Annotated in this window: 25 protein-coding genes, 1 pseudogene and 1 riboswitch; of the genes and pseudogenes, 18 read left to right on the top strand and 8 right to left on the bottom strand. The window is 36.1% G+C overall.

Annotation, left to right across the window (positions count from 1 at the left end):
• Positions 1–40: 40 nt before the first annotated feature.
• From ACFTQ7_RS18430 to ACFTQ7_RS18410, 5 genes are all read left to right on the top strand, one after another.
• A complete protein-coding gene (locus tag ACFTQ7_RS18430; RefSeq protein ID WP_386830302.1) occupies positions 41–349 on the top strand; it encodes an antibiotic biosynthesis monooxygenase family protein in 309 nt (102 codons plus the stop codon).
• A 65-nt stretch (positions 350–414) separates the two neighbouring features.
• Positions 415–1,521 (top strand): PA2928 family protein, encoded by a 1,107-nt coding sequence (locus ACFTQ7_RS18425; RefSeq protein ID WP_386830301.1) that lies wholly within the window; start codon positions 415–417, stop codon positions 1,519–1,521.
• A gap of 143 nt (positions 1,522–1,664) precedes the next feature.
• The gene (locus ACFTQ7_RS18420; RefSeq protein WP_386830300.1) at positions 1,665–1,991 is read left to right on the top strand and encodes a PadR family transcriptional regulator; all 327 of its coding nucleotides are present in this window, start codon (positions 1,665–1,667) and stop codon (positions 1,989–1,991) included.
• On the top strand, positions 1,981–2,382 hold the full coding sequence (locus ACFTQ7_RS18415; RefSeq protein ID WP_386830299.1) for a DUF2812 domain-containing protein: 402 nt from the start codon (positions 1,981–1,983) through the stop codon (positions 2,380–2,382). Before ACFTQ7_RS18420 ends, ACFTQ7_RS18415 begins: the two co-directional genes overlap by 11 nt.
• Before the next feature lie 560 nt (positions 2,383–2,942).
• On the top strand, positions 2,943–3,644 hold the full coding sequence (locus ACFTQ7_RS18410) for an SIR2 family NAD-dependent protein deacylase (protein ID WP_386830298.1): 702 nt from the start codon (positions 2,943–2,945) through the stop codon (positions 3,642–3,644).
• A gap of 31 nt (positions 3,645–3,675) precedes the next feature.
• Here the strand turns inward: ACFTQ7_RS18410 and ACFTQ7_RS18405 are convergent, their stop codons facing one another.
• Genes ACFTQ7_RS18405 through crcB (ACFTQ7_RS18395) form a run of 3 tightly spaced genes read right to left on the bottom strand, consistent with a single transcriptional unit; the run spans position 3,676 to position 4,742 of the window.
• Entirely contained in the window at positions 3,676–4,023 is a 348-nt protein-coding gene (locus tag ACFTQ7_RS18405; RefSeq protein WP_386830297.1) for a hypothetical protein, read from the bottom strand.
• Positions 4,024–4,053: 30 nt separating this feature from the next.
• Positions 4,054–4,383, bottom strand: coding sequence for a fluoride efflux transporter CrcB (gene crcB, locus ACFTQ7_RS18400; RefSeq protein ID WP_349658269.1), 330 nt, complete (start codon positions 4,381–4,383; stop codon positions 4,054–4,056).
• A complete protein-coding gene (gene crcB, locus ACFTQ7_RS18395; protein ID WP_386830296.1) occupies positions 4,380–4,742 on the bottom strand; it encodes a fluoride efflux transporter CrcB in 363 nt (120 codons plus the stop codon). The genes crcB (ACFTQ7_RS18400) and crcB (ACFTQ7_RS18395) overlap by 4 nt, the downstream gene beginning before the upstream one ends.
• 1,025 nt (positions 4,743–5,767) lie before the next feature.
• Between crcB (ACFTQ7_RS18395) and ACFTQ7_RS18390 the strand changes: the two genes are divergently transcribed.
• Entirely contained in the window at positions 5,768–7,510 is a 1,743-nt protein-coding gene (locus tag ACFTQ7_RS18390; RefSeq protein WP_386830295.1) for an ABC transporter ATP-binding protein, read from the top strand.
• Complete coding sequence (locus ACFTQ7_RS18385; RefSeq protein ID WP_349658266.1) at positions 7,507–9,240, top strand: ABC transporter ATP-binding protein; 1,734 nt, start codon at positions 7,507–7,509, stop codon at positions 9,238–9,240. Before ACFTQ7_RS18390 ends, ACFTQ7_RS18385 begins: the two co-directional genes overlap by 4 nt.
• Positions 9,241–9,296: 56 nt before the next feature.
• Here ACFTQ7_RS18385 and ACFTQ7_RS18380 read toward each other — a convergent pair whose 3' ends face one another.
• Positions 9,297–9,668, bottom strand: coding sequence for a hypothetical protein (locus ACFTQ7_RS18380; protein WP_349658265.1), 372 nt, complete (start codon positions 9,666–9,668; stop codon positions 9,297–9,299).
• 151 nt (positions 9,669–9,819) lie between these two features.
• On the opposite strand from ACFTQ7_RS18380, the gene dacB reads away from it, so the two are divergent.
• The 8 genes and pseudogenes from dacB to ACFTQ7_RS18340 form a co-directional block, all read left to right on the top strand.
• The gene (dacB, locus tag ACFTQ7_RS18375; protein WP_386830294.1) at positions 9,820–11,253 is read left to right on the top strand and encodes a D-alanyl-D-alanine carboxypeptidase/D-alanyl-D-alanine endopeptidase; all 1,434 of its coding nucleotides are present in this window, start codon (positions 9,820–9,822) and stop codon (positions 11,251–11,253) included.
• 484 nt (positions 11,254–11,737) lie between these two features.
• Positions 11,738–11,878 (top strand): hypothetical protein, encoded by a 141-nt coding sequence (locus ACFTQ7_RS18370; protein ID WP_386830293.1) that lies wholly within the window; start codon positions 11,738–11,740, stop codon positions 11,876–11,878.
• A 237-nt stretch (positions 11,879–12,115) separates the two neighbouring features.
• Positions 12,116–12,424, top strand: coding sequence for a hypothetical protein (locus ACFTQ7_RS18365; protein WP_386830292.1), 309 nt, complete (start codon positions 12,116–12,118; stop codon positions 12,422–12,424).
• Positions 12,425–13,109: 685 nt separating this feature from the next.
• Positions 13,110–14,042, top strand: coding sequence for an LCP family glycopolymer transferase (locus ACFTQ7_RS18360; protein WP_386830291.1), 933 nt, complete (start codon positions 13,110–13,112; stop codon positions 14,040–14,042).
• 534 nt (positions 14,043–14,576) lie between these two features.
• On the top strand, positions 14,577–14,675 hold the full coding sequence (locus ACFTQ7_RS18355) for a transcriptional regulator (RefSeq protein ID WP_386830290.1): 99 nt from the start codon (positions 14,577–14,579) through the stop codon (positions 14,673–14,675).
• Between the two features lie 148 nt (positions 14,676–14,823).
• On the top strand, positions 14,824–15,384 hold the full coding sequence (lepB, locus tag ACFTQ7_RS18350) for a signal peptidase I (RefSeq protein ID WP_197143477.1): 561 nt from the start codon (positions 14,824–14,826) through the stop codon (positions 15,382–15,384).
• Between the two features lie 344 nt (positions 15,385–15,728).
• Entirely contained in the window at positions 15,729–15,857 is a 129-nt protein-coding gene (locus ACFTQ7_RS18345; protein WP_386830289.1) for a hypothetical protein, read from the top strand.
• A pseudogene (locus ACFTQ7_RS18340) lies at positions 15,850–16,432 on the top strand (transposase); the annotation flags it as partial. The gene ACFTQ7_RS18345 and the pseudogene ACFTQ7_RS18340, both read left to right, overlap by 8 nt.
• A gap of 145 nt (positions 16,433–16,577) precedes the next feature.
• Here the strand turns inward: ACFTQ7_RS18340 and ACFTQ7_RS18335 are convergent.
• Positions 16,578–16,784 carry a hypothetical protein gene (locus ACFTQ7_RS18335; RefSeq protein WP_386830288.1) on the bottom strand — a complete coding sequence of 69 codons (207 nt, stop codon included), beginning with the start codon at positions 16,782–16,784 and terminating at the stop codon, positions 16,578–16,580.
• A gap of 213 nt (positions 16,785–16,997) precedes the next feature.
• Positions 16,998–17,097: riboswitch (purine riboswitch) on the top strand.
• A 65-nt stretch (positions 17,098–17,162) separates the two neighbouring features.
• Here ACFTQ7_RS18335 and ACFTQ7_RS18330 point away from each other — a divergent pair.
• On the top strand, positions 17,163–18,353 hold the full coding sequence (locus ACFTQ7_RS18330; protein ID WP_386830287.1) for an MFS transporter: 1,191 nt from the start codon (positions 17,163–17,165) through the stop codon (positions 18,351–18,353).
• 552 nt (positions 18,354–18,905) lie between these two features.
• Positions 18,906–21,512 (top strand): cation-translocating P-type ATPase, encoded by a 2,607-nt coding sequence (locus tag ACFTQ7_RS18325; RefSeq protein ID WP_386830286.1) that lies wholly within the window; start codon positions 18,906–18,908, stop codon positions 21,510–21,512.
• A 208-nt stretch (positions 21,513–21,720) separates the two neighbouring features.
• Here the strand turns inward: ACFTQ7_RS18325 and ACFTQ7_RS18320 are convergent, their stop codons facing one another.
• The 3 genes from ACFTQ7_RS18320 to ACFTQ7_RS18310 all read right to left on the bottom strand — a co-directional run bounded on the left by ACFTQ7_RS18320 (position 21,721) and on the right by ACFTQ7_RS18310 (position 23,669).
• Positions 21,721–22,206, bottom strand: coding sequence for a DUF3231 family protein (locus tag ACFTQ7_RS18320; RefSeq protein WP_386830285.1), 486 nt, complete (start codon positions 22,204–22,206; stop codon positions 21,721–21,723).
• Positions 22,207–22,526: 320 nt separating this feature from the next.
• A complete protein-coding gene (locus ACFTQ7_RS18315; RefSeq protein ID WP_386830284.1) occupies positions 22,527–22,814 on the bottom strand; it encodes a hypothetical protein in 288 nt (95 codons plus the stop codon).
• A gap of 153 nt (positions 22,815–22,967) precedes the next feature.
• Positions 22,968–23,669 carry a cupin domain-containing protein gene (locus ACFTQ7_RS18310; protein WP_386830340.1) on the bottom strand — a complete coding sequence of 234 codons (702 nt, stop codon included), beginning with the start codon at positions 23,667–23,669 and terminating at the stop codon, positions 22,968–22,970.
• 515 nt (positions 23,670–24,184) lie between these two features.
• Between ACFTQ7_RS18310 and ureA the strand changes: the two genes are divergently transcribed.
• A complete protein-coding gene (gene ureA / locus ACFTQ7_RS18305) occupies positions 24,185–24,487 on the top strand; it encodes an urease subunit gamma (protein WP_349658242.1) in 303 nt (100 codons plus the stop codon).
• Positions 24,488–24,497 lie beyond the last annotated feature (10 nt).

Here is a 24,497-nt window from a genome sequence, read left to right as displayed (position 1 = left end):
TCGTTTACAATAATACATATTTAGGAAGGAGTAAATAGTTATGAAAACATATTATGCTGTGATTTTTACATCCCAACGAACAGACGAGGATGGAGAAGGCTATGCGAAGATGGCAGAAGTTATGGATGAATTAGCACAAAAACAGCCAGGTTTTCTTCGTATAGAAAGTGCTAGAAATACCGAAGGGAAGGGTATTACTGTATCGTATTGGGAATCACTAGAGGCTATTCAGGCATGGAAAGAAAATTCAAAACATCTAGTTGCACAGCAATTTGGAAAAGAAAAATGGTACAAGCAATATAATGTGGAAATTTGTAAGGTCATAAAAGATTATTCTTTTATAATGTAATTAAAGCGGGGAACGTCAATACTATTATTTCAAGTATAGAAGGAATTAATTGAGGCGGAGGAGAATTGGACAATTTTTTTCAACGATATATTGATTCGTGGCGTTTTAATGGTTGGCTAGTCCACGATATCTTTTTTGGCATTGTCATTGGCGTTGGACTTTTATTAGTATTGTATGTTTTGTTTAAACGCCGACTAAAAGCTGCGTTTGTCATAACTTTTATCCTTTATGCTTTTTTAGGTAATCTTTTGATGATTGTTTTTGGCTTAGCTGGTCGAAGCTTCCCAATCAATTCCGAGTCTCCTATTTATACAGATGATGCACAAAAAATTGCTGTCCAAATGGTTGAAGGATCTGAAAATAACGGTACAACTAATGGGATTACTCAAATTATTTCACATCATCAACTAGTAGCAATTAATTTGCAAACAGGTGAAAAACAGTGGTCCAAATATTCTTCAAGTAAAGAGACACTAATTGGCCATTTCATGGGAGGACTTCTTATTCATCATCGTGACGGTGAGTACGGGAATCTTTCATTATTAGATATACACATGGGAAAAGAAAAACTCTCTAAAAAGGAATTTGCGAAAAAACACAAACAATTAATAGATGTTTTAAATAATGGTTCGCATACCATAGTCTTGTTGCAAAATAATCTTTATTTAGAGGGTGTCGATGGGAAATTTTATTGCTTTGATGGCAACAAATTAATGGAAGATAATAAAGCGGAAAAATATCTTTCTACAAAGTTTTTCATAGAATCCGATATTCCAGGTTATTTTGCTTCGCATAATCAACCGTTAAAGGATTACGAAGAAGTTCGAGAATTTAGTAGTCATGTATTGACTGAACCTGTTATTCAAACATACAAGAATCTAGAGCCGGCTGTATTAGATGTGGATCTGCAACAACAAACAGCCATTGTATCTTATCGACAAACGAAGCGGGAAAGTGCAGACCGTATCGTATTCCTTTATGATATGAAAAACCATCGCATTTTGTGGGAACAAAATATAGGTGTTGTGAATACTGAGCAAAAAAATCCGGGTGTTCGTACATTAGAGAACTATTATGCGATTCAAGCAGGAGATGAGTTTCTATTGTTAGATAAGAACACGAAAAAAGTAATGTTCAGATATCAGCTACGGTGGAATCGCCCCGTTTGGTAAAAATTAAAAAGCATGTATTATCTATCCCCTCCAAGTAATGGCTTGCGGGGATTTTTTTATTTTGGATCAAGGTTGCTCAATATATCATAAAATGATATATTATTTAACGATATATCACTTTTTGATATATTGGAGGTGTAATAATGAAATCATTAGAGCAGTTAACAGATTCTGTTTTTTATATTATGGCTGCCTTAACTGAGCCGAGACATGGCTATGCGGTCATGAGTTTAATTGAGGAAACGACAAAGGGTACTTTCGTAGTTGGTCCAGCATCCCTTTATACAATTATAAAAAAACTAGTAGCTGAACAGCTTATTCAGCTACACGATGATTCAGATTCTCGTAGAAAGGTCTATGTCTTAACGGATAAAGGTCGTGAAATATTGCTCGAAGATATTGAACGAAGAAAGACTATGATTCATTTGGCAGAGCAGGGATTACAAAGGGGGAAAAATAGTGCGAAATAAGAGATATATGCCATCAATTGGTTTAGCTTTTTCTGAGGCACGCGATATGAAAAAATTAAGCGAAAAAGCGGCGAAGGGCTGGCATTTAAAAAGATTTCGATTTGCTGGCTACGGGCTAGAAAAGGGTGAGCCAGAAGAAGCTATTTTTAGTATTGATTATCGTAAATTACGGAAAGATGAAGAAGAGGAGTATTTTACACTATTTGCTTACGGTGGCTGGACGCATGTATACTCAAGCGCTAACATGCATATTTTTAAAGCAGCTCCAGAAACGACGCCTATTTATAGTGATGCAGAGTCTTCTATTGATAAATTAGCTCGTCTTGCAAAGTCTGTAAATCTAGTAGCATCAATTGCTCTTGCTATCACTATGGTCTTGTGGATTTTTTGATATTTGCCTCTGGGACAATTCAACACATTGCAGAGCAAGGATTTACATATTCCATTATATTTACTGTCCCAGCGCTCATGACCTCTGGTGGAGTTTACTATCATATGTGGAAAAACCTACGATTAAAATCAAAGCATATATAAAGTAAGAACAGCTGATGCTTATCAGCTGTTTTTTTATGGCCGCCGTATAGGAATCTCAGAGCGACGGAAAGCAAGGTCTCAACGAAGGAAAGAAGTCTCGGAGCGACGGAAAGAACTTGGGCACCGACGGAAAGAAACCTCAAGGTGACGGATAGAAATAGCGTCGACGGAAAGTAAGGTCTCAACGAAGGAAAGAAGTCTCGAAGCGACGGAAAGAACAGCGATACCGACAGATAGAAATCTCAAGGGACGGATAGAATTAGAGTCGACGGAAAGCAGGGGAGAAATAGCTATACTGAACTACAGGAAAAACTGATCTGTTGTCGAAGTATTAAGTTATCGCGTTTTTGTGAAAATGAAAGTCCATACAATGACCAATACATCTTATGGTGATGCCATGGATGGGGGGAGGAAAATATGACAATTGAACTTTTAAGTGAGTGGTTACAATCATCAAACAGCACGGTCATTTTAACGGGTGCAGGAATGTCAACCGAAAGTGGAGTTCCAGATTTTCGATCGACATCTGGCTGGTGGAATAATATTGATCCTCGAACAGTAGCTACTACAGAAGCATTGGCACAAAATTATTCATTGTTTCATGAGTTTTATAAAATGCGCATAGAAAATTTGGAAAAGGTAGCACCGCATGAAGGCCATCAAATTTTAGCTGATTGGGAAAAGCGAGGGATTGTATCGTTAGTTGCTACGCAAAATGTTGATGGTTTTCATCATCTAGCAGGAAGTCAAAGGGTAGAGGAGTTACATGGTTCGATACGCTCCATTCGTTGTCATCGCTGCGAGAAAGCTGCTCCAATTGAAAGTTTCTTACACAAAGAGAGTTGTGTACATTGTGGTGGTAAACTACGCCCTAATGTAGTGCTTTTTGGAGAAAACTTACCACAAGTGAGCTGGAACAATGCAATGGAAGCAATCAGAGCAGCGGAGCTTGTTCTTGTTATCGGCACGAGCCTTGAAGTGTATCCTGTCAATCAACTTCCAATGATGACAAAAGGAAAAACTGCTTATATTAATTTAGATATTGCGCGTCATGCAGTACAATTTGATTTAACAATTGAAGGAAAAGTAAAAGAAGTGTTGCAGCAATTGCCACTTTAAAAGGAGGCGCCCTTTAGACATCAAGAGGCGCCTAAAACATTTGTGGTAAAAATTCGGTCATAAAGCGTTGATTTTTACGTAGCCATATTTTTAAAATCATACGGTGTGTTAGTAGTCGTTGTCTTTTTTGTGGTCTAGCCTTTGCCTCTATTAAACTTTGTAGAAGAGTGCATGTTTCAGTTGCTAATGTTTGAGGATCAACGAGGACGTCAAGTTTATAATCAATTAACTGAGCATCCTGGACCTTTGCAAGTAATTGTGCAAAGCGGGTATTCATTTCTGGAAAGTTTTCTTCTAGTTCTAAGTCGATTAATGTATATAATGTTTGTTCAATTTCAGCTTCGAGCGCTTGTAATTGTTCAATAGATGGCTGTGTCAAAAAATCACCTCTAGTATGTCATAAATGCTGCTACACAAGGAAAAAGCCAAGTGTAGCGAAAAGTAAACCGAATAAAACGGTAGTGCATATATAAATAATCACTTGCTTCCATTTTTTCTGTTCCAAGAGCTGCAAACATTCAAAACCAAATGTTGAAAATGTCGTATAGGCCCCTAAAAAACCAAGCCCTATAAACTGCCAAATCCAATCACTTGGCTGTAATGCAAATAGAAAGCCAAGTGCAAAAGAACCTGTTATATTAATAAAAAATGTTGCCCATGGGTATGGATGAGCAATCAATTTTCCAAGATAAAATCTCGTTAATGCACCCAAAAATCCCCCGATACCAATAACTATCATACGCTGCGCCCCTTCGCAAGTCTAAATCCTAGCCATGCACATGCTAAACCGCCAAAAACACTTACTAAAATATAAAGAATAGCTAGTAGCCACTTACTATCTTGCAAAAGTAATAGCGTTTCTAAAGAAAAGGTCGAAAAGGTCGTAAAGGCACCTAAAAAACCAGTGCCAATTCCTAAAATAATAGGCGTACGCTTTGTAAACATAGTAAATAGCCACGCTAAACAAAAGCAGCCAATTAAGTTCATACAAAGTGTTGCAATTGGAAAACCACCTGTATTTTGAAATGCTTGACCAAGGTTATATCGACAGATGGCACCCAAAAACCCGCCGATCCCAACAGCTAAAAATGATTTCAAAGTAAAGACTCCTTACTAAAATGTCTATATTGAAAAGTGTATCATGAGAGAATCAATTTAGATATATTTCTATAGTTATATGGAATCAAATATACTAAAAAGAGTTAAAACCACATGATTTTGACCTCTTGAAGCGATAAAGTTTAAAAGTTAGGTGATAAATAAACAAAGTTAGGTGATAAAGTTTAAAAGTTGGTTGATAAATAAAAAAGTTGAGGGATAAATTAAATTTAGGCGATAAATATTGAATTTGTTCCGATAAATCAAAAATTTGTTCCGATAATTCGAAAAAATGTTCCGATAAATTGATTTGGACCCCATAGTACTAGCTTTGTTCGATAAAGTCTTCCTGCATTTTTCAGTAGGTGTCAAACATTCGCTGAAATAGAGGAACTCAGGCTAAGAACTTCACATCCTGTGAAAACGCCTGAGTGACCGACATCGTGCTGTCGCTTCGCTTTCGCACAGACAAAACACTTTGCTGCCGCTACGCTTTCGCACAAAAGGCATCGTGCTGTTGCTGCCGCCTCGCTTTCACGCGAAATCTGTTGGCCAAAAGCCTTCGGACGCAATGAGGCCTCGCCATAATTGATAGATAGGAATTCATTGCTTTAAAGCGCTAATTATTTCCTGAAAAACGTAAAAAATAACAGCAAGTTGGTTGACAAATATTTCTAAGGTGTGATAATCTTCAAGAACACTATAACAAACTTAAGTAAAGGAGGGCATGACGATGTTAATTTTATCAGTATCATTTCAAATCACAACTGCATACATTGTCCATGTCTTCTAACATTCTATTTTACATTGCAATAAAAGGCATGGGTTACTCCTTGCCTTTTATTAAGAGACACATGCTCTTTTTTGGGTATGTGTCTTTTTTGTTGCAAAAAAGGGTTGTAGTGAACATGAAGAAGGAGTGTATGTGTATGCGAAACGAAGTACAAAGAATGATTTTCATCAAGGTATTTCTGGATAGTGGGTAGCAAAGCTTTAACAGCACTAGAGAAAGAAGGTTATAACGTATGTTTGATGTTTTAAGTAAATTAAGCTGGTTTTTTAAGGAGTATTGGAAGCAATATACAATAGCTGTTGTGTTATTAATGATCGCGAGTGGCTTAGAAGTTGTTCCACCGTATTTGCTAGGGTCAATTATCGATTTATTGACTGCTGGTGAAATGACGCCAGCTCTTTTAACGAAGTATATTTTGATTTTCGTATGTATCATTATTGGGGGTTATACCCTTAATTTTGTGTGGCAATTCAGACTATTTGAAGGGGCTATTAACCTAGAGAAAATTTTGCGTCGAAACCTTATGCAGCATTTTTTGCGCATGACACCAACGTTTTATGAAAAAAATCGTACCGGAGATTTAATGGCCCGTGCGACGAATGATTTAAACGCAGTGTCGATGACTGCTGGGTTTGGGATTATGACATTGATCGATTCTACGATCTACATGGGCTTTATTATTTTTGCCATGGGTTATATGATTTCGTGGAAACTTACTTTTTTTGCAATGCTGCCAGTACCGATCATGGCCATCCTTATTCAATATTTAGGGAAGATAGTGCATGAACGCTATATGAAGGCACAGGATGCTTTTGGTGAACTGAATGATAGTGTTCTAGAGTCGGTTGCAGGTGTGCGAGTTGTACGGGCATACGTACAAGAAAAAAAGGACGAAGCAAATTTTGCAGAGATGAGCGAGATCGTGTATGAAAAAAATATGCATACCGCAAAAATTAATGCCTTATTTGGACCGATTACAAAGGTCGGTACTGGGATTAGTTATGTTGTAGCGCTTGGCTACGGTGCTCATTTAGTAGCAATTGAGGCTATGACAGTTGGGCAACTTGTAACGTTCAATGTTTACTTAGGGCTAGCAGTTTGGCCAATATTTGCAATTGGGGAACTTATAAACGTGATGCAGCAAGGTAACGCCTCTCTTGATCGCGTACAGGAAACACTAAACTACGAGGCGGATGTTCGAAATATTGCAAATCCACAAACAATTGCGACACCGAATGCGATTGGCTTTGATGATTTAACTTTTCAATATCCACTGAGTCAGGTGAAAAACCTTCAGCGAATTTCTTTGTCGTTGAAAAAGGGGCAAACACTTGGGATTGTTGGTAAAACGGGAGCGGGAAAAACGACCTTCCTGCGACAGTTATTACGTGAGTATCCAATCGGCGAGGGACAGCTATCGATTGATGGAGTAGATATTGCTGCACAAACGAAGGAGCAGTTACTCGATTGGATTGGTTATGTTCCACAAGATCATGTTCTATTCTCACGTACTATTCGTGAAAATATTTTATTTGGGAAAGAAGATGCTACACAGTCTGAATTGCATCAGGCGATTCGTTCTGCATACTTTGAAAAAGATTTAAAAAATTTACCAATGGGCCTTGAGACACTTGTTGGTGAAAAGGGTGTATCTCTTTCAGGTGGTCAAAAGCAACGTGTTTCCATTGCGCGTGCTCTTATTAAAGACCCTGAAATTTTAATGCTTGATGACTCGCTTTCTGCTGTAGACGCCAAGACGGAGGCAAGAATTATTGAAAATATACAGCGAGAACGACAAGATAAAACGACGATTATTACTACGCATCGTTTATCAGGAATTCAGCATGCCGATTTAATTATCGTGCTAGATGAAGGCCAAATTGTAGAGCAGGGAACGCATGAGCAGCTTCTTTCACAACAAGGATGGTATAAAGAGCAATTTGACCGTCAGCAGCTTGAAGGAGGTGCCTCATGAGTACGAGTCAACGTTTAACACGCTATGCAATGTATTTTAAAAAGACGATTCTATTAGGATTATTTTTCTTAACAATCGCCGTCTTTACGGAGCTTGTTGGGCCGTTTATTGCAAAGCATATTATAGATAATTACATGACAATTGGTCACATTGAATTAAAACCAATTACTTGGTTATTACTTGTCTACTTACTTTTAGCAATAGCTACAGCTGTTTTACGCTATTTTATGTATATTTATTTACAAATGGGTGCCAACCGTGTTGTACAAAAATTACGTAAGGATGTATTTGAGCATATTCAAACATTGCCAATTCAATACTTCGATAATTTACCAGCAGGGAAAATTGTAGCCCGTGTAACGAATGATACCGAGGCTGTTCGTAATTTATACGTTCAAGTACTGTCAAACTTCGTTACGAGTTTTATTTCTATTGTGGGTGTTTATATCGCACTCTTCATTTTAAATTGGAAAATGGCATTGTTAGCATTGACTATGATACCAGTCGTTTATTTTTGGATGATTTTATACCGTAAAGTGGCCTCGAAATATAATGATGTCATCAGAACGAAAATTGCCGATATTAACGCAATGATTAATGAATCGATTCAAGGAATGACAATTATTCAAGCATTCCGTCGTGAGCAGCAAATGACGAAGGAATTTGATGATATGAATAATGAGCATTATGCATATGAACGCAAGCTACTTTTCCTTGATTCTGCAACGTCCTTCAACCTTGTTAATACATTAAGACTAATTATGTTTACGGTCTTTATTTTCTACTTTAGTACACAGTCATTTACGGCCACGGAAGTTATTTCTGCGGGGACACTATATGCCTTTGTCGATTATTTAACGAGATTATTTAATCCAATCACGAATATCGTCAATCAATTTTCTCAGCTTGAGCGCTCACTCGTTGCAGGAAAGCGTGTCTTTGAAGTGTTAGATACGAACGGGGAGCCAGTAGCTGAAAAAAGTATGCCTCGATATAAAGGAAATGTGGTGTTCGAAGATGTTTCCTTTGCCTATAAAAATGATGATTACGTATTGAAAAATTTATCATTTGAAGCACACCAAGGTGAAACAATTGCCTTAGTAGGCCATACAGGATCTGGGAAAAGCTCTATTATGAACTTATTGTTCCGTTTCTATGACCCATCTATAGGGAAAATTACGATTGATGGAATCGACATCACTTCGGTTCCTCGTCAAACAATGCGTGAACATATGGGTATTGTTTTACAGGACCCATACTTATTTACAGGTACTATTGCTTCGAACGTTAGCCTAAATAATCCTAAAATTTCACGAGAAAAAATAGAAGCTTCATTAAAGGCTGTAGGTGGAGAACGTGTTTTAGCGAACTTGCCAGATGGCTATGATGAGCCTGTTATTGAGAAGGGAAGCACATTGTCATCTGGGCAACGCCAGTTAATTTCCTTTGCGCGTGCCCTTGCCTTTGACCCGGCAATTTTAATTTTAGATGAGGCTACTTCTAATATAGATACGGAAACAGAGGAGATTATTCAGCATGCGATGGATGTACTGAAAAAAGGACGTACAACATTTATTATCGCTCACCGACTTTCTACTATTAAAAATGCCGATCGTATTCTTGTATTAGATCGAGGCAAGATTGTGGAGCGTGGCACACATGATGAGCTATTAGCACAGGGTGGCATTTATGAAAAAATGTATCAAATGCAGGCGAATTCATTGCAATAATATTTAAACTCCGACAAGCTGAAAGCCTCACTTTGAGAAAAAGTGAGGCTTGCTATTTAAGATTTTACATTTTTAAAGACATTGACAAAAAAGAACAGTACGGAAATTGCTACTGCGATACCGCCACCAGATACAAAGAGCTCAAATAACCAGCTTGGTACATCTATATGAACCATCATCATACCGACCAAGAGGAACGGCAATCCGAGATTGTAGAACCAAAATTGTGCTTTGGCCAGTCCTGTCTCGGCTGCATCTTTATATATTGAATAAATTAAACCGATTAAACCAGTTGTAAGCCAACCTACTACACCGATGTGGGCGTGTGTCGCCGTCCATTCGAGTTGAATTGTATAATGCATAAACAGTCCAAAGGCCAAAACAATCACTAAATATAAGACTGAAATCTTTATCCATTTAGCACCCATTTATAAACAACTCCTTTCCCGAAATGATTTAGCTAGCTATTACAGTTTATTCTTGTCGAATAAAAAAGTTGACATATTATTTTTTTGTGAAAAATGCTGATTTTTCCTGCGGGATAAAGTGTTGAAGTGAAAATTGCCAATTGGAGGGTCTATGAAAAAGAAAATTATTTTTTTTATGATTATTTTAATGGTTTGTTGTTTGCCAATCACCTTTTTTGTGAAGGAAAGAGCTCGAAAGCAAACGATGACAACAAAAGTGAATAGCGTCATTGCTGGAAATTGGAAGAACAATGAGTATAGTATAACTGTGCGAGATATAGAAACTGGGGAAGTACTTTACAATAGAAACGGAGATGAAATGATACGTCCTGCTTCTTCCCTCAAGCTTTTAGTTAGCGCCGCTGCTTTGGATTTATTAGGGCCTGACTATCGCTTTGCTACGAAGACATATGTCGATGGTACAATTGAAGATGGTGTTCTTCACGGTAATATTTATATACAAGGCGGGGGAGATCCAACACTTTTACCTGTTCATTTAGAATCGTTTTCGAATGAATTGAAAAAGATGGGTATCTCGAAAATTACAGGTTCCTTAATCGGGGATGATACTTGGTTTGATGCAGATCGTTTACCGAAGGGAATTGTCCCTGAAGAAGAGGATCAATCTTATGCTTCGCGCATTTCGGCATTAACGATTTCGCCAAATGATCAATATGATATTGCAACTGTGCAAGTGAAAGTGACAGGCTCAAAGGTTGGTACTACGGGTAATGTCCAGCTTGTTCCGTTTGCTAGTACTATTTCGGTTGTCAACAAAACAAAAGTTGTGAACAAGGACGAGAAAAGTACGGTGAAAATTACAAGAGAATACGGTACAGATCAAATCATTGTAACAGGTAACTTACCAGCAGATTCACAGGAAAGTACAAATGTAGCTGTCTATCATCCAACGCTATATACACTTGACGTATTCCGAGAAAAATTAATAGCGAAAGGTATCCAAACAATGCCTCTTGAAACTGGAAAGGTACCTGAGAATGCACAACAAGTAGGTATTTCATATTCAAAACCATTACAGGATATTAACTTTATGTATTTAAAGCTAAGCATTAATGGGATGGGTGATATGTTTACTAAACAACTCGGGCGAAAGTTACTTGGGGAAGGAAGCTGGTCGGCTGGCATTAAAGCGATTCGGTCGTATGGTAATGATATTGGGCTTAATATGGAGCATTGGTATATTGAAGATGGTTCAGGTTTAAGTCATCAAAATCGAGTAAGCAGTATGCAAGTAAGTCTATTATTATATAACGTTCGCAATAAATCCTGGTATTCCTCATATTTAGATGCATTACCGCAAGCAGGAAGAAAGGGCAACCTTGTTGGTGCGACTTTAGAAAATCGTATGAAGGGCTATAGTGTATCTGCTAAAACAGGCTATATTTCTGGAACATATGCTTTGTGTGGCTATGTAAAAGGAAAGAGTGGCAAGTGGTATATCTTTAGTATTTTGACACAGGCCAATAAAACTTCAGCTATCCCAACTATTGATGAAATTGTCAAACAGATTGCAAATGAAATGTAAAAATGTTAAACAATATAGTTTAATTTCTTTCAGCAGATGTTTTTGTAGCGAAAGGAAAGCGTCAGCTGCAGGTGTAAAAGGGTCAAAGCACTAATCTGTAAGATTAAAAACAAGTAATTGTACATGGTGATTGATTCTATTATAACTTGTTTATAATGTTGCACAAATTATGAAAATGTACATTACTAAAATAAATTTAGTGGTGTGCATTTTTTTAATTTGTTAAGAAGTGAAAAGTTAAAGTAATATTAGTTGTTTTTAATTAGTGGAGGTGCATGTTTGTATGAATACTGCCAAAGCATATAGAAAGCAAGTATAAGTTTTTAGTATTTAAAGAAAACCAACCATTTTTACCATTAACAGATTATTTAAATGACTATTTAGGACGAATTGATAAGAGCTCTGCAACATCCTATTTAAATTGTTTACTTCCCTTTTTCAAAGGGTTAGAGGAAGAAAGTAATTTTCAAGGGGAACGAGTGCAATGGATGATAAAGAAGAAAAGATACGAGTTGTTGTTGAAGATTATTTAATGCATGAAATAAATCTAACCAATAAAAGTCGGAATACAATTAGTCGTTTGAATATATCTACACAGCAGATACCAAAATCAGAGTGGTATTGACAGCAATACAAATGCCGATGAATTTTTTGAAAGTGTTAAAAAAGCCTTAGATATTATTTTCTAAATACACAGATAAAAATAGTATGACTCATCTTTCTGCAAGGTTATTTGTAGATATGGGCTATTCAAATTCAGTGTACGAGCTTATCAAAGACTCAGAAGTTCGACTTTTGGTTGAATTAGCGAATAAAATCAAGAATTAACAACTTATAAATCTAAATATTAAAAGGAGAACATATGGAAATATACAATATTAATTTGAATATTCATTATTCTGCCCCGCAAGAAGTTTGGGATAAGTTGGAGCGTTTATATAGAGAAATGCCTAACTGGAACAACTTTGTAAACGGCTGTCCACAGTGGTATGGTTCAGATGGTAAGTTGATAGAGGTTAGTATTGAATCAAGTGGATTACAATTCTATGCTAAATTACCATCAGAAGAATGGAATGAATGGATTACATTATTTAAGAATAGAGCTACAAAATTATTGGGATATGAAGTTGGCGAACCAGAAGGCGGTTTTGAATTTCACTATTATGATTAACCCTACAAATTCCAAGTTTTCCATAAGCTTAATTTGAAAATACATAAGACACTTTGGTACATCATCTACAATTCTTCCAGTCACACTTAATTGCTATTCAACGAACCTGCACCGTTCATATTATAAGATCAGCCAGATATTACTGGTTGACCATTTTTTATATGGTTTAGTTGAATAACGGAAAGAAAAAATTCCCGAAACTTACTTTTGTTAAATATACCCAAACTATATTTTCAAATAAAGCTTAACTAATATCAAAATTAGTTAAGCTTTAAAATAGCATATTATCATGTTGCACATTGTATAAAGGATCCTGAAATACAAAGTGCATTACTTTAACTTTTGACTTTTAATAAAATGTAAAGGTGTCTTGCCCCTTTTTCTATTGTATTTTACCTTTTTGTAGTAGAAAGCGAAGGCCAGTCTGCAACTTCAATAGGTCATGAGCTGAAGCGGACATAGAGTGCTGGTTTGTATAAAACATAGTGGCATTATATAAGTTTCTTGTTAGCAGACATTAAATAATATTACTTTATTTTACAAATAAAGTAATATTATGTGTTATTAGTAAATATTAGTGTACGTCTTTTTTTCGTCCGATATGCATATAATTAGACTATATTAACTTTTTTCCAACTTAATACGTCAAAAAGTAGGGTAAATTTTTGCAAGAGAGGACTTATGTATGGAAAAAAACACAAAACGCACTAAAGAAAAAAAGAGCAAGAAGAAAATTTTGCTTTGGATAGTAGGTGGCTTATTAACGATTTTTTTAATTTTTATAGGTACTGCTTATTACACTATCCAAAAAACAATGAATAAAATAAATACACCATTAATTGAAACAACAGATGAAAGTAAAGAACAAAAAATAGTTACGAAAAAAGACCCGTTTTCCGTATTAATGCTTGGAGTGGATGAACGAAAAGATGACAGTGGACGTTCTGACACGATGATTGTCATTACAGTGAACCCTGAAAAACAAACGATGAAGATGCTCAGTATACCTCGAGACACTCGTACTGAAATTATTGGACATAATTCCGTCGACAAAATCAACCATGCCTATGCATTTGGAGGCGTCCCAATGGCAGTCGATACGGTGGAGCATTTTTTAGATATACCTATTGATTATTATGTGTTTGTTAATATGGATGGCTTCCTGCAAATTATTGACACGATTGGTGGGGTGACCATTGAGAATGACATGGACTTAACCTTTGATTCCTATCATTATCCGAAGGGTGAGATAACTTTAGATGGTGATAATGCACTAATCTTCTCACGTATTCGTTATGAAGATCCTCGTGGTGATTTCGGTCGTCAAATTCGCCAACGACAAATTATTGAAGCGGTTTTGAAAAAAGCCTCATCGAAATCTTCTATATTATTAAAGGCTTCAGATATGCTTGATGTAGTAGGAGATAATGTTCGTATGAATTTTACGATGAAGGATTTAATTCAATTACAAAGTATTTATAAAAATATGGATGGTAATCTTGAGCAATTGTCATTTAAAGAGGGAGATGGCAAAAGAATTGATAACATATGGTATTTCATCCCTAAAGAGTCCGAACTAGAAAAAATAAAATCGGAATTAAAAGCGCATTTGCAATAAAAGAGTAACAATTTGAGTACGATAGTTGTAAACCTTTTGACAATGAGGGGAGGGAGATACATGAATGGAAGGACCCAGGTGCTTAGGTATACAGCTGTAAACAATTGCATGCAAAGCTATGTGCCTAAGCGTAAAGTTCAAAAAAATTCATTCAGTTCAGCTATGCGGCATCTACAACTATTGTGCTTAAAAATTTTCATGTGAAACATAAAAAATCATTCAGGTAGGGTGCATGCCTAGTTGAATGGTTTTTTTTATTTCAACTACTTTCGGTGGGTGTCCAAACACCTGTACCTGCAGCTACGCTTTCGGTACAAAAGAGATTCGCTGAAATAGAGGGATTCAGTCTAAGAACGCCATGTCCTGTGGCATTCCAAAATGACCGACATCGTGCCCTTCCTCACGCAGGCCTAAGCACAAAGCCGATACCGGACGCAATTATGCCGAGATATAATTAATTTATTGATTTATTTATTTGAAATATCAGAAAATTGATGTATAATTGTGTTAGAAATGGTTGAAGGAGTGATTGTGATGATTATAGGTACATTTTTTTTAGCAGTTGCATTACATGTAGGTATTGTTTTAACCGTTGACTTATTAACTAATCAGCAACACTCTACTACTACGTAAAGTAACCACTTATAATTGAAAATGCATCTAGGCAAAGTTATAAAATAGCTTTGTCTATTTTTTATGAACATGAAACAATTTATGTGAAAATTCGTCCATATACTGTAGAAAATGTTATACTATAAAAAAACAGTATCGGGGAATGAGCATGCAAGAAGAGAAAACAAGTAGTTTCAAACAGGATATAATATCCTATCTTAAAATTATTGTAATTACCGCTATAGTTGTTTTAGGCTGTAAGCAATTTTTATTCGCACCGATTAAAGTACAAGGGGCTTCTATGTACCCAACTTATCATGATAAGGATATTATTATTGTAAGTAAAATGAGTAAAATTGAACGCTTTGATCAAATTGTCTTTCAATCACCAACAGAGGATGAGCTATATATTAAACGAGTAGTTGGCCTACCAGGTGATACAGTTGAAATGAAAGACGATGTTTTGTATGTAAATGGAAAAGCTTATAAAGAGGATTATGTGAATCGTCAAACAGATGATCCGAAGCAATTACGAATTACAGAAAATTTCACGTTAGAGCAATTAGTAAATGAGAAAAAGGTACCTGAGGGTAAGTATCTTGTACTCGGGGACAACCGTTTAAGAAGTTCTGATAGCCGCCATTATGGCTTAATTTCTAAAGATGCCGTCTATGGAGAAGCTAAATTAACAATATATCCGTTTAACCGTTTCCATATTGGTTCAAAGTAAATTAAATCTGGACTTGCGTGAAAAAGAGGCTACGTTGAGTAGAGGGCACTGAAAAAGTCTATATCTTCTCACATTGCGAAGTATTCAACGATTAAATCGTTGAATTCCTCGCTTTTTTCATTTGGCACTGTGACTCTACTGTTGTTTTCCCCGAAGCATTCCGCTCGCTTTCCGCGGGCGAGCGCCGATCCTCCTTCAAGGCTTCGCTTCGTGCGGGGTCTCGTCTGTCTCGCTTTCCCGCAGGAGTCGAGCGATGCTTCTCCAAACAACGCAATGTATCACACTATTATTTTAGTCACGCTTTCCTTTATAATAAAAGAATTAATGTGTAGGTGGTGCCCTCGATGATTTCAAATCAAGAAACCCTTAATTTAAGTCCATATATGGCGATCTACGATATTTTTGTGCCAAAAGATAATATACTTCGCCAAATCAATGAACTTGTTGATTTTTCATTCATTTTAGTCTTCTGATGCGGATGCACGAAAAGGGCATAAGATGTCGGAGTCTTCTTTCTTCGGGTATAAGACACATATCGCGTTGAGTGATGACCGTATTATTACAGCGGCTGTCATTACAACAGGTGAAGAAAGCGATGGAAAATATCTTCAAGAGTTAATTGAAAAAAGCACACAAGCAGGTATGAAAATTAATACAGTTATTGGAGACGCAGCTTACTCTGAAAAGGCAAATATCGAATATACAACAGAAGAGAAAATCGCGCTCGTGGCAAAGTTGAATCCAATTCTTACACAAGGACCACGAAAAGAAGAAGACAAGTTTGAGTTTAATAAAGACGTTGGAATGTTTGATTGTAAGGCTGGTCATCTCGCGACAAGAAAAGCACGTACGGGTAAAAAAGGAACGAGTAAAATGCAAAGTATGTCCAATGAGAGAGGGCTGTTATAAAGAAGGCGCAAAAAGTAAAACATATTCTGTCACAATTAAGTCGGATACACATGCCGAACAAGAGGCATTTCAAAATACGGAAGCATTTAAGCAATTAGCCGCAAATCGCTACAAAGTAGAAGCGAAGAATAGTGAATTAAACGAAAGTGAATAAGGAATAGAGACAGAAATAAGGCACTTCCTGTTCAAAATTGAACAAGAAGTGCCTTATTTTTATCTGAAAAAGGTTCGCTTTTATGAAAACATAAGTTTTTCAGTGCCCTCCGTTGAGTAGCCTCTTTTTTTTATTTCGCTGATAAATCTTTGCATACTTTATAAGTGGAATAATAGGTACAAACTGTTGAATTTTCAACCGTTTCTTTTATCGGGATTTGCTGTTCGCTCAGACTAGGAGAATTGATTGCTTGTTGATTGATTGAGAGCTCTTCTGTTACTGGTTCTACACCATAAAACAACAATAAAAAATAGCATACTAAACCTACTATACGCAAACAATCACCTCACAATGTTCTGTTATATTAGTATGTATGGTCAAACTTGAAAAAATATAAGTAAAATCTGAAATTTCTTTCTTTTAATATGATTTTTTAGTAGGTAAGCGGTTGTACTTCAATGAATGAGAGTGCTATAGTGAACTAAGTTTATGGATGACAAGAAAGAAATAATAAAAAAATGTTGTCATGCAAAATTCAATATGCTAATATAGCTAACGTAAATATTTGATATGTATAACCTCAATAATATGGATTGAGGGTCTCTACCAGGAACCATAAAATCCTGACTACAAAAATCGTGCTTCATTTTTGTAGTCAGGATTTTTTTCTTTTATCTCCCTACAAAAATGAAAGTGGAACAGAAGGGTGATAATTATGAATTGGAGAGTTTACATTCTGGCCGTTACTACCTTTGCAGTAGGATTGGTGGAATTAATTGTAGGTGGTATATTACCAACAATTGCAAAAGATTTAAATGTGTCCTTATCAACAGCGGGACAATTAATTACAATATTTGCTCTCGTCTATGCGATATCTGCGCCTGTCCTTTTATCATTAACCGCAAAAGTGGAACGGAAGCGCCTTTATCTTATTTCTTTATTTATTTTTACTTTAGGTAATCTTATGACGTATTTTAGTACGACATTCTTGATCGTCATGATTGCTAGAATTTTCACGGCGATGAGTACTGCATTGGTCATCGTCTTATCCTTAACGATTGCGACAAAAATTGTTGAACCAAGACATCGTGCCAAAGCGTTAGGGCTTGTTTTCATAGGTGTCAGTTCGGCACTTGTCATCGGTGTACCAATTGGGATATTTGTTTCGGAAGCATTTGGATGGAGAGCTATATTTTTAGGGATAGCGCTTCTTTCAACTATATCTATAATGCTTATTGCGTTATTGCTTGAAAAAATGCCAGTTGTAGAAATTGTCCCATTAAAGGCTCAAATTAAATCATTAGCGAATTTAAAAATCTTAAGTGCACAATTAACAACATTGTTTATGCTTGCCGGTCATTATATGCTTTATGCATATTTAACACCATTTTTAGTAGAAGCATTTGATATGAGTGCCTCTTGGATTAGTATCTGTTATCTAATCTTCGGAATAGCGTCCGTCAGTGGGAATGCTCTTGGTGGTTGGCTGAGTGACAAAATTGGTACTGGTAAAGCCATTCTAATTGTTGTCTCTACATTTGCCGTTGTATTGTTTAGCATTCCTTACACAATTGTTGCTTTTCCACTCTTTTTAGTCGTGACAGTTTTATGGGGTGCACTTAGCTGGGCACTTACCCCTCCATTACAAAATTATTTAATAGAAACTGATCCAAAAACGTCTGATATTCAACAAAGCTTAAATACTGCTGCATTACAAATCGGTATATCTATCGGTTCAGCTGTTGGTGGGGCTATGTTTGCTGTTACAGGATCTGCTAAGCATTTAGCTGGCTTCGGTGCCATTTTAGTTTTATGTGCTCTAGGCTGTGCAATTTTTTCTATAAAAAGAGCGCCAGTTTCAGATGGGGCTGAGTTAGGGATGAAATCGGCACATAACAACTCGTAATGCACTCGATTATTTATTATCCGCAAATAAAGAAAGATAACTAAAATAATATACTATTTGCAAGACTGGCCTATCGGGAGTCTATGCATGTGGTGAAGGACATTTGGAATAGTTATATTCCAAATGTCTTTTTTTGCTCACATAGCTAGTAAGCGGAGGTTATTATGTTCGATATCGCTTCATTTTCATCGCGATTTATCTCGCATGAACTACCCGTAAAATCCTACTGATTCAAGTTTCACTTTATTTTATATGTTCAATATTAAACAAATATTTAATTTCTATATCGATTATTATCATACTGGAATAGGACAAGGAATAGATTGTTGTAGTTAAAGTATTTTAGGGGCTCAATAGATCGGGAGTCTGATGATTCAATACTATTTTTAGGATATATTATGTGCTCTCTGCCTAAGATAGATAATTCAAAGGGGTCTACTAATGGGAATCTAACTTGTTAACTAATAACAGCATTTTCTCAGGAAAGGGAGGATGCTGTGAGTTACTTAATTGGCATGATTGTCTAATAATTTCACATGGAGGGGGAATCGAATGTCAGAATATCATCAACAATCATCAGCTGAAGTGATGAAAACTTTGAACGTGACAGATCAAGGATTGAGTGATTATGACGTTCAAAAGAGGCAGGAAGTATACGGCTATAATGTATTAGCGGAAGGAAAAAAAACAAGTGCATTCGCCGTTTTCTTTGGACAGTTTAAAGATTTATTAGTCATTATTTTAATCATTGCTGCTTTCGTTTCATTTCTATTAGGAGAAGTAGGAAGCACCGTTGTCATTATGGTTGTCGTTATATTAAACGCTATCCTAGGTACTGTTCAGCATGTCAAGGCAGAACAGTCTTTGGATAATTTAAAAGCCTTAACCTCCCCAATTGCCAAAGTAATGCGAAATAATCAGCTAATAGAGATTGCTTCAGAAGATCTAGTCGTTGGAGATCTTCTTTATTTGGAGGCTGGCGATTATATCAATGCAGATGGGAGATTATTAGAAAGTCATAATTTGCATATCAATGAAAGTTCGCTGACAGGTGAATCAATCGCTGTAGGGAAAAGTGTTGATGCCATTAAGGAAAGCAATGTAACAGTTGCTGATAAAAAGAACATGGTATATTCTGGGAGTTATGTGACAACTGGTCGTGGTATTGTCATGGTTACAGCTATCGGTATGCAAACTGAAATCGGCAAAATTGCAAATTTACTAGATACTGCCAAAGAGAAGAAAACACCTTTACAAGTAAGTTTAGATCATTTCGGAGAAAAATTAGCTTTAGGGATTACGTTAATCTGTCTAGCTATTTTCGTGATTGACCTTGTTAGAGGACGTGCGCTTGTAGAATCGTTTATGTTTGCTGTTTCACTTGCCGTGGCAGCAATTCCAGAAGCGTTAAGCTCGATTGTTACTATTGTGCTAGCTTTTGGGACACAGAAAATGGCCAAGGAAAATGCCATTATTCGAAAGCTTTATGCTGTTGAAAGTCTTGGAAGTGTATCTGTCATTTGTTCAGATAAAACGGGAACTTTAACTGAAAATAAAATGGTTGTTCAAGAGGTTTATGTGAATGAAAAAGTGATTCCACATGATCAGCTATACACTGAAAATGCAGTTGAGAAAGATCTTATGTTAAAGGCAATATTATGTAGTGATGCAGTGGAAAGGGACGGTAAGGAAATCGGTGATCCTACTGAGGTTGCACTCGTAAAATTAGGGAAACAATATGATTTTGACGAATTATTAGTAAGAGATTATTATCCAAGAGTGGCCGAAATCCCTTTTGATTCAGATAGAAAGCTCATGAGTACTGTGAATACTATCAATCAGCAATCTATTATGATTACAAAAGGAGCATTAGATGTCCTTCTTCCTAAAATTGTAAAGATTGAAACTTCAAAAGGCATATTGAATATTACAAAACAACAACGCCAAAAAATCGAAGCAGTAAATCGTGATTTTTCTATGAAGGGGTTAAGGGTACTAGCAGTTGCCTACAAAGAGGTAAAGGGACATCGAGCAATCGATGTAAGAGCCGAAAAAGATTTAATCTTTGTTGGTTTAATCGCGATGATGGATCCTCCAAGAAAAGAATCAGAAGGTGCGGTTGAAAAATGTATAAAAGCTGGTATCAAGCCGGTGATGATTACAGGTGATCATAAAATTACGGCAACGGCTATTGCCAATCAAATCGGGATTTTAAATGATCCCTCTGAAGCGATCGAAGGGCATGAAATAGAAGGCTTATCAGATCAGCAGCTTCAAGAAAAGGTTAACGATTTTTCTGTTTATGCCCGAGTAACACCTGCTCAAAAAATTCGTATCGTGAAAGCATGGCAAGAAAAAGGGCATGTCGTCGCCATGACAGGAGATGGTGTTAATGATGGTCCTGCGCTAAAACAATCCGACATTGGTGTGGCAATGGGAGTTACCGGTACAGAGGTCGCGAAGGATGCCTCCTCTATGATACTAACGGATGATAATTTTTCAACGATTGTAAAGGCTATTGCAAACGGTAGAAGTATTTATACGAATATCAAAAACGCTATTTTGTTCTTATTATCTGGGAATGCGGGTGCCATTTTTGTTGTTTTATATGCAACAATATTAGGTTTGCCAGTTCCTTTTGCACCTGTGCATCTATTATTTATTAACTTACTAACGGATAGTTTACCGGCGATTGCAATTGGTTTAGAGCCGAATAATAAAAAAACAATGAAGGACAAACCTCGAAATATTCATGCACCATTATTAAATAAAGCATTTACTACTCAAGTGGTGCTCGAAGGAATATTAATTGCCATTTCGACAACGGTTGCCTTTGAAATCGGTTTGTCAACGGGAGATACTTTAACGGCGAGTACGATGGCATTTACAACATTATGCTTGTCACGATTAGTGCATGGCTTCAATTCCAGAGCTAAAGAATCTATCTTCGCCATTGGACTATTTTCGAATAAATATACTTGGCTAGCATTCTTAATCGGTTTTTTAAGTTTACATGCAGTATTGTTTATTCCAATGCTTACAGGTGTGTTTGAAGTTGCCACATTAAGCACCGCACAATTAGGCTTTATTTATAGCTTGTCTGTATTACCGTTCATCGTGAATCAATGGTACAAGCTGTTGTTCGTGAGAAGTCGATAATGAGTAATAAATATTGAAGCTCTCGTTTTTTGAAACGAGAGCTTTTTAGTGTTGAAAACCAGAATTTTTTTTGAATGAGGCGCTTAAAAAGCTATTGTGTAATGAAATGAAGATATCTTACTTTAATAAGGTATAGTCTTGGGCAAAATGAGGGGTTGATTTACGTTCCAGGACGCTTTTAACTGGAATCTCCCTCGTTTAAGAAACATTAAATTGTTGTAGGAGCTAGTAGCCAGCCTTTGTCGTTACTGAGCCGTATTAGCTTTGCGCCAAGTATCGCATACCTCATATGAAGCTCTCCGTATTTTGCTGTATGCTTCTTCTTCACAGACATTTCTAAAGCCTGACTGACTGAAATAACTGAAGAAGCTATATTCATCGATAAAATGGTGCTGATTTCTGGATCGTTAATAGCTTTTTTTCCTCGTATATTTTTCATTTTCAATTTTCCATAGTCGATCGATGTAGTAGGGGCAAGTACCCCATTTTCCTTTAATAACGCTGTTAGTTGTTTATTTTCCTCTTTTAAACATTGCACAAAATCCACAATAATAGCCTTCAATTTTTTATCAACAGCGTGCTTGAAAAATGCATGATTTGAAGCTATATAGCCATTATTAGCGCCAATCTGCGTCCAAATCTTAAAAATCTCCTTATAGCGTAATGATGTTAGATTTCCATTTGCCAATTCCATTATTACACATCCTAACTCATGTTCTCGTTCATTTATTTGAGATTAGGATGTGTTATTAAATGAAATTCTAATCATCTTTTACAATAAAAGGGCTTATTGCTAAAGATGACAAATTAAAAGGATTCATAGACAGTTTTGTGTATGAATCCTTTTTTTGCTCTTTGGAAGGTGGGGTGTCGATAAAAATTAAAAGTTGGGTGATAAAATGTGAAAGTTGGGCGATGATTTCTGAAAGTGTTCCGATAAAACTAAAAAGTTAGAAGTCATTTTGTAAAAACGTTTGTCTGTGGATCAGTTGCTTCCCGTTATGAGCTAAGGTTTTATTCCTTTAATTTCTTGCTTTTATAGCTATTTATAGTTGTTTTTAATGCTGCAAAGTTTCCGATAGCTGCGTAACCATAAAAAAAGCCCATAAATATTCCAGCAATAAGATTATGTCTATGGCTAATGAAGACAGAAATAATCAAGCCAATAACAAGGGCAATCGCAGGAACATATTTAGGCTGAACACGCATAAATACCTTAATTAGCTGTGTAATAAGTAACACTGCTGGAACGGCTATTACAGCATCCCAAAAATTTGTATGGATCACTGGAAATAATTCCATTTTCTACACCTCTTTTAGATAATAACGAAGCTATGACTTAAAATATAGATTTTCCTTTTTATTTATTTTTATGCAATGAAAGGTGTAGAGCTTATGATGTCGAGTCATACATTCGTATGAACGATTTATGATTTTTCGTTTTTTTACTATTAATTAATAATATGAACCATAAGGATTTGAGCCATAAGGATTCATATACGGATTCATATTTGGATAGCGATATGGCGGATATGGGTTCAAAGGCATATATTTATTTTTATGTTTATGATGAGGATCTTTTTGCTGCTTTTGATCTTTTTGATTTTCAGCAGTTGATTTTACGCGGTTACAATCTTTAGGTGGACCGATATATGTTGATGGTACAACAGGCGCAATTGTTTTCTTCCACTGAGTTTCATCTAAACAATACGCATGAGCCATTACATTGGAAGGTGTAAATTTCAATATATCTGAACCTAAAATCACATCAGGAGTTGGAGCATCAAAAATGGCCAGTAAATGCGTGTCATTCTCAGTTGCTATTTCATAATGCCACCATCCTTGCGGTACATTGGCGACTTGGCCAGGCTCGATCGGATAGTTTTTAATCTCTTTTGTAAAGGGATTAAATATAGAAACAATGGCAGCACCGGAAATACAATAAACAAGTTCTGCTGCATTTTGATGATAGTGAGGCTCTATCATTTTATTCTTACTTAGAAAAATATCAAGCAAAGATATATTTTCTAACGTATTTAATTGTTCTATACCTAGAATGTTTATAAAATTACGATCATCTCTTTTAAAAAGTGTGTTGTCATTGACATCAGAGGTGAACTGTGTTGACGGTGAAGTATAGTCAATATTTGAGCTAATACTTACATCCTTTCTCTAGTTAATTTTCAATACATGTCTTAAGCACAGAATATGTACAAAGCTATTTTAGGCTTACGCGAACGCCCACTATCTGCTTTCAAACAAAAAAACACTGTTGGCCAAAAGCCTTCGAACTCAATTACGCCAAGGTGAAATTAATTTATCTTTATAATATGAGTAGTGGAAAAACGTTAGTTGTAGTAACAACGTTAGTATTTAGTGGATCAGTTTTAGGATTAAATTTCATTAAACTGGCATTAGCAGAACTTTATTAAACAATTAAGGGCAACTATAGATGGTGATAGTGTTTTATTGCGAATTAACTCATTCTTTGTCTCTTGTTCGCTAAATTAGCAAGTGACAGATAAATGAAAATATTTGTTTTTTTAAAACTATTTTCTTATAATAGATTAGCTGTTACCTCAATGATCTCATTTAACTTTCGTAACCCATTTCTTTCTAAAATAGTTAAGTTTTTAAAGGTAATTCCGAATGTAGGGAAAGGAGAGATTGGAATGAAGCTATCATCTGTTGAACAAGAAAAATTATTCCTTCATGTGGCAGGAGAACTTGCGCAGAAAAGAAAAGCTCGTGGACTAAAGCTGAATTATCCAGAAGCTGTAGCACTCATTAGTAGTTTTATTATGGAAGGTGCCAGAGATGGTAAAACAGTTGCACAATTAATGAGTGAAGCGAAGCAAGTGCTCAAAGTAGATGATGTTATGGAGGGCGTCGGTGACATGATTTCAGATGTACAAGTTGAATGTACATTCCCAGATGGAACGAAGCTTGTAACTGTACACCGCCCAATTCAATAAAGGAGGATTT

The organism is Lysinibacillus sp. NPDC056959 (assembly GCF_042674095.1).
In the GTDB taxonomy this organism is placed as follows: domain Bacteria; phylum Bacillota; class Bacilli; order Bacillales_A; family Planococcaceae; genus Lysinibacillus; species Lysinibacillus zambalensis.
Note: the sequence above shows the minus strand (reverse complement) of the source record. Positions and strands in the feature narration are given on the sequence as shown.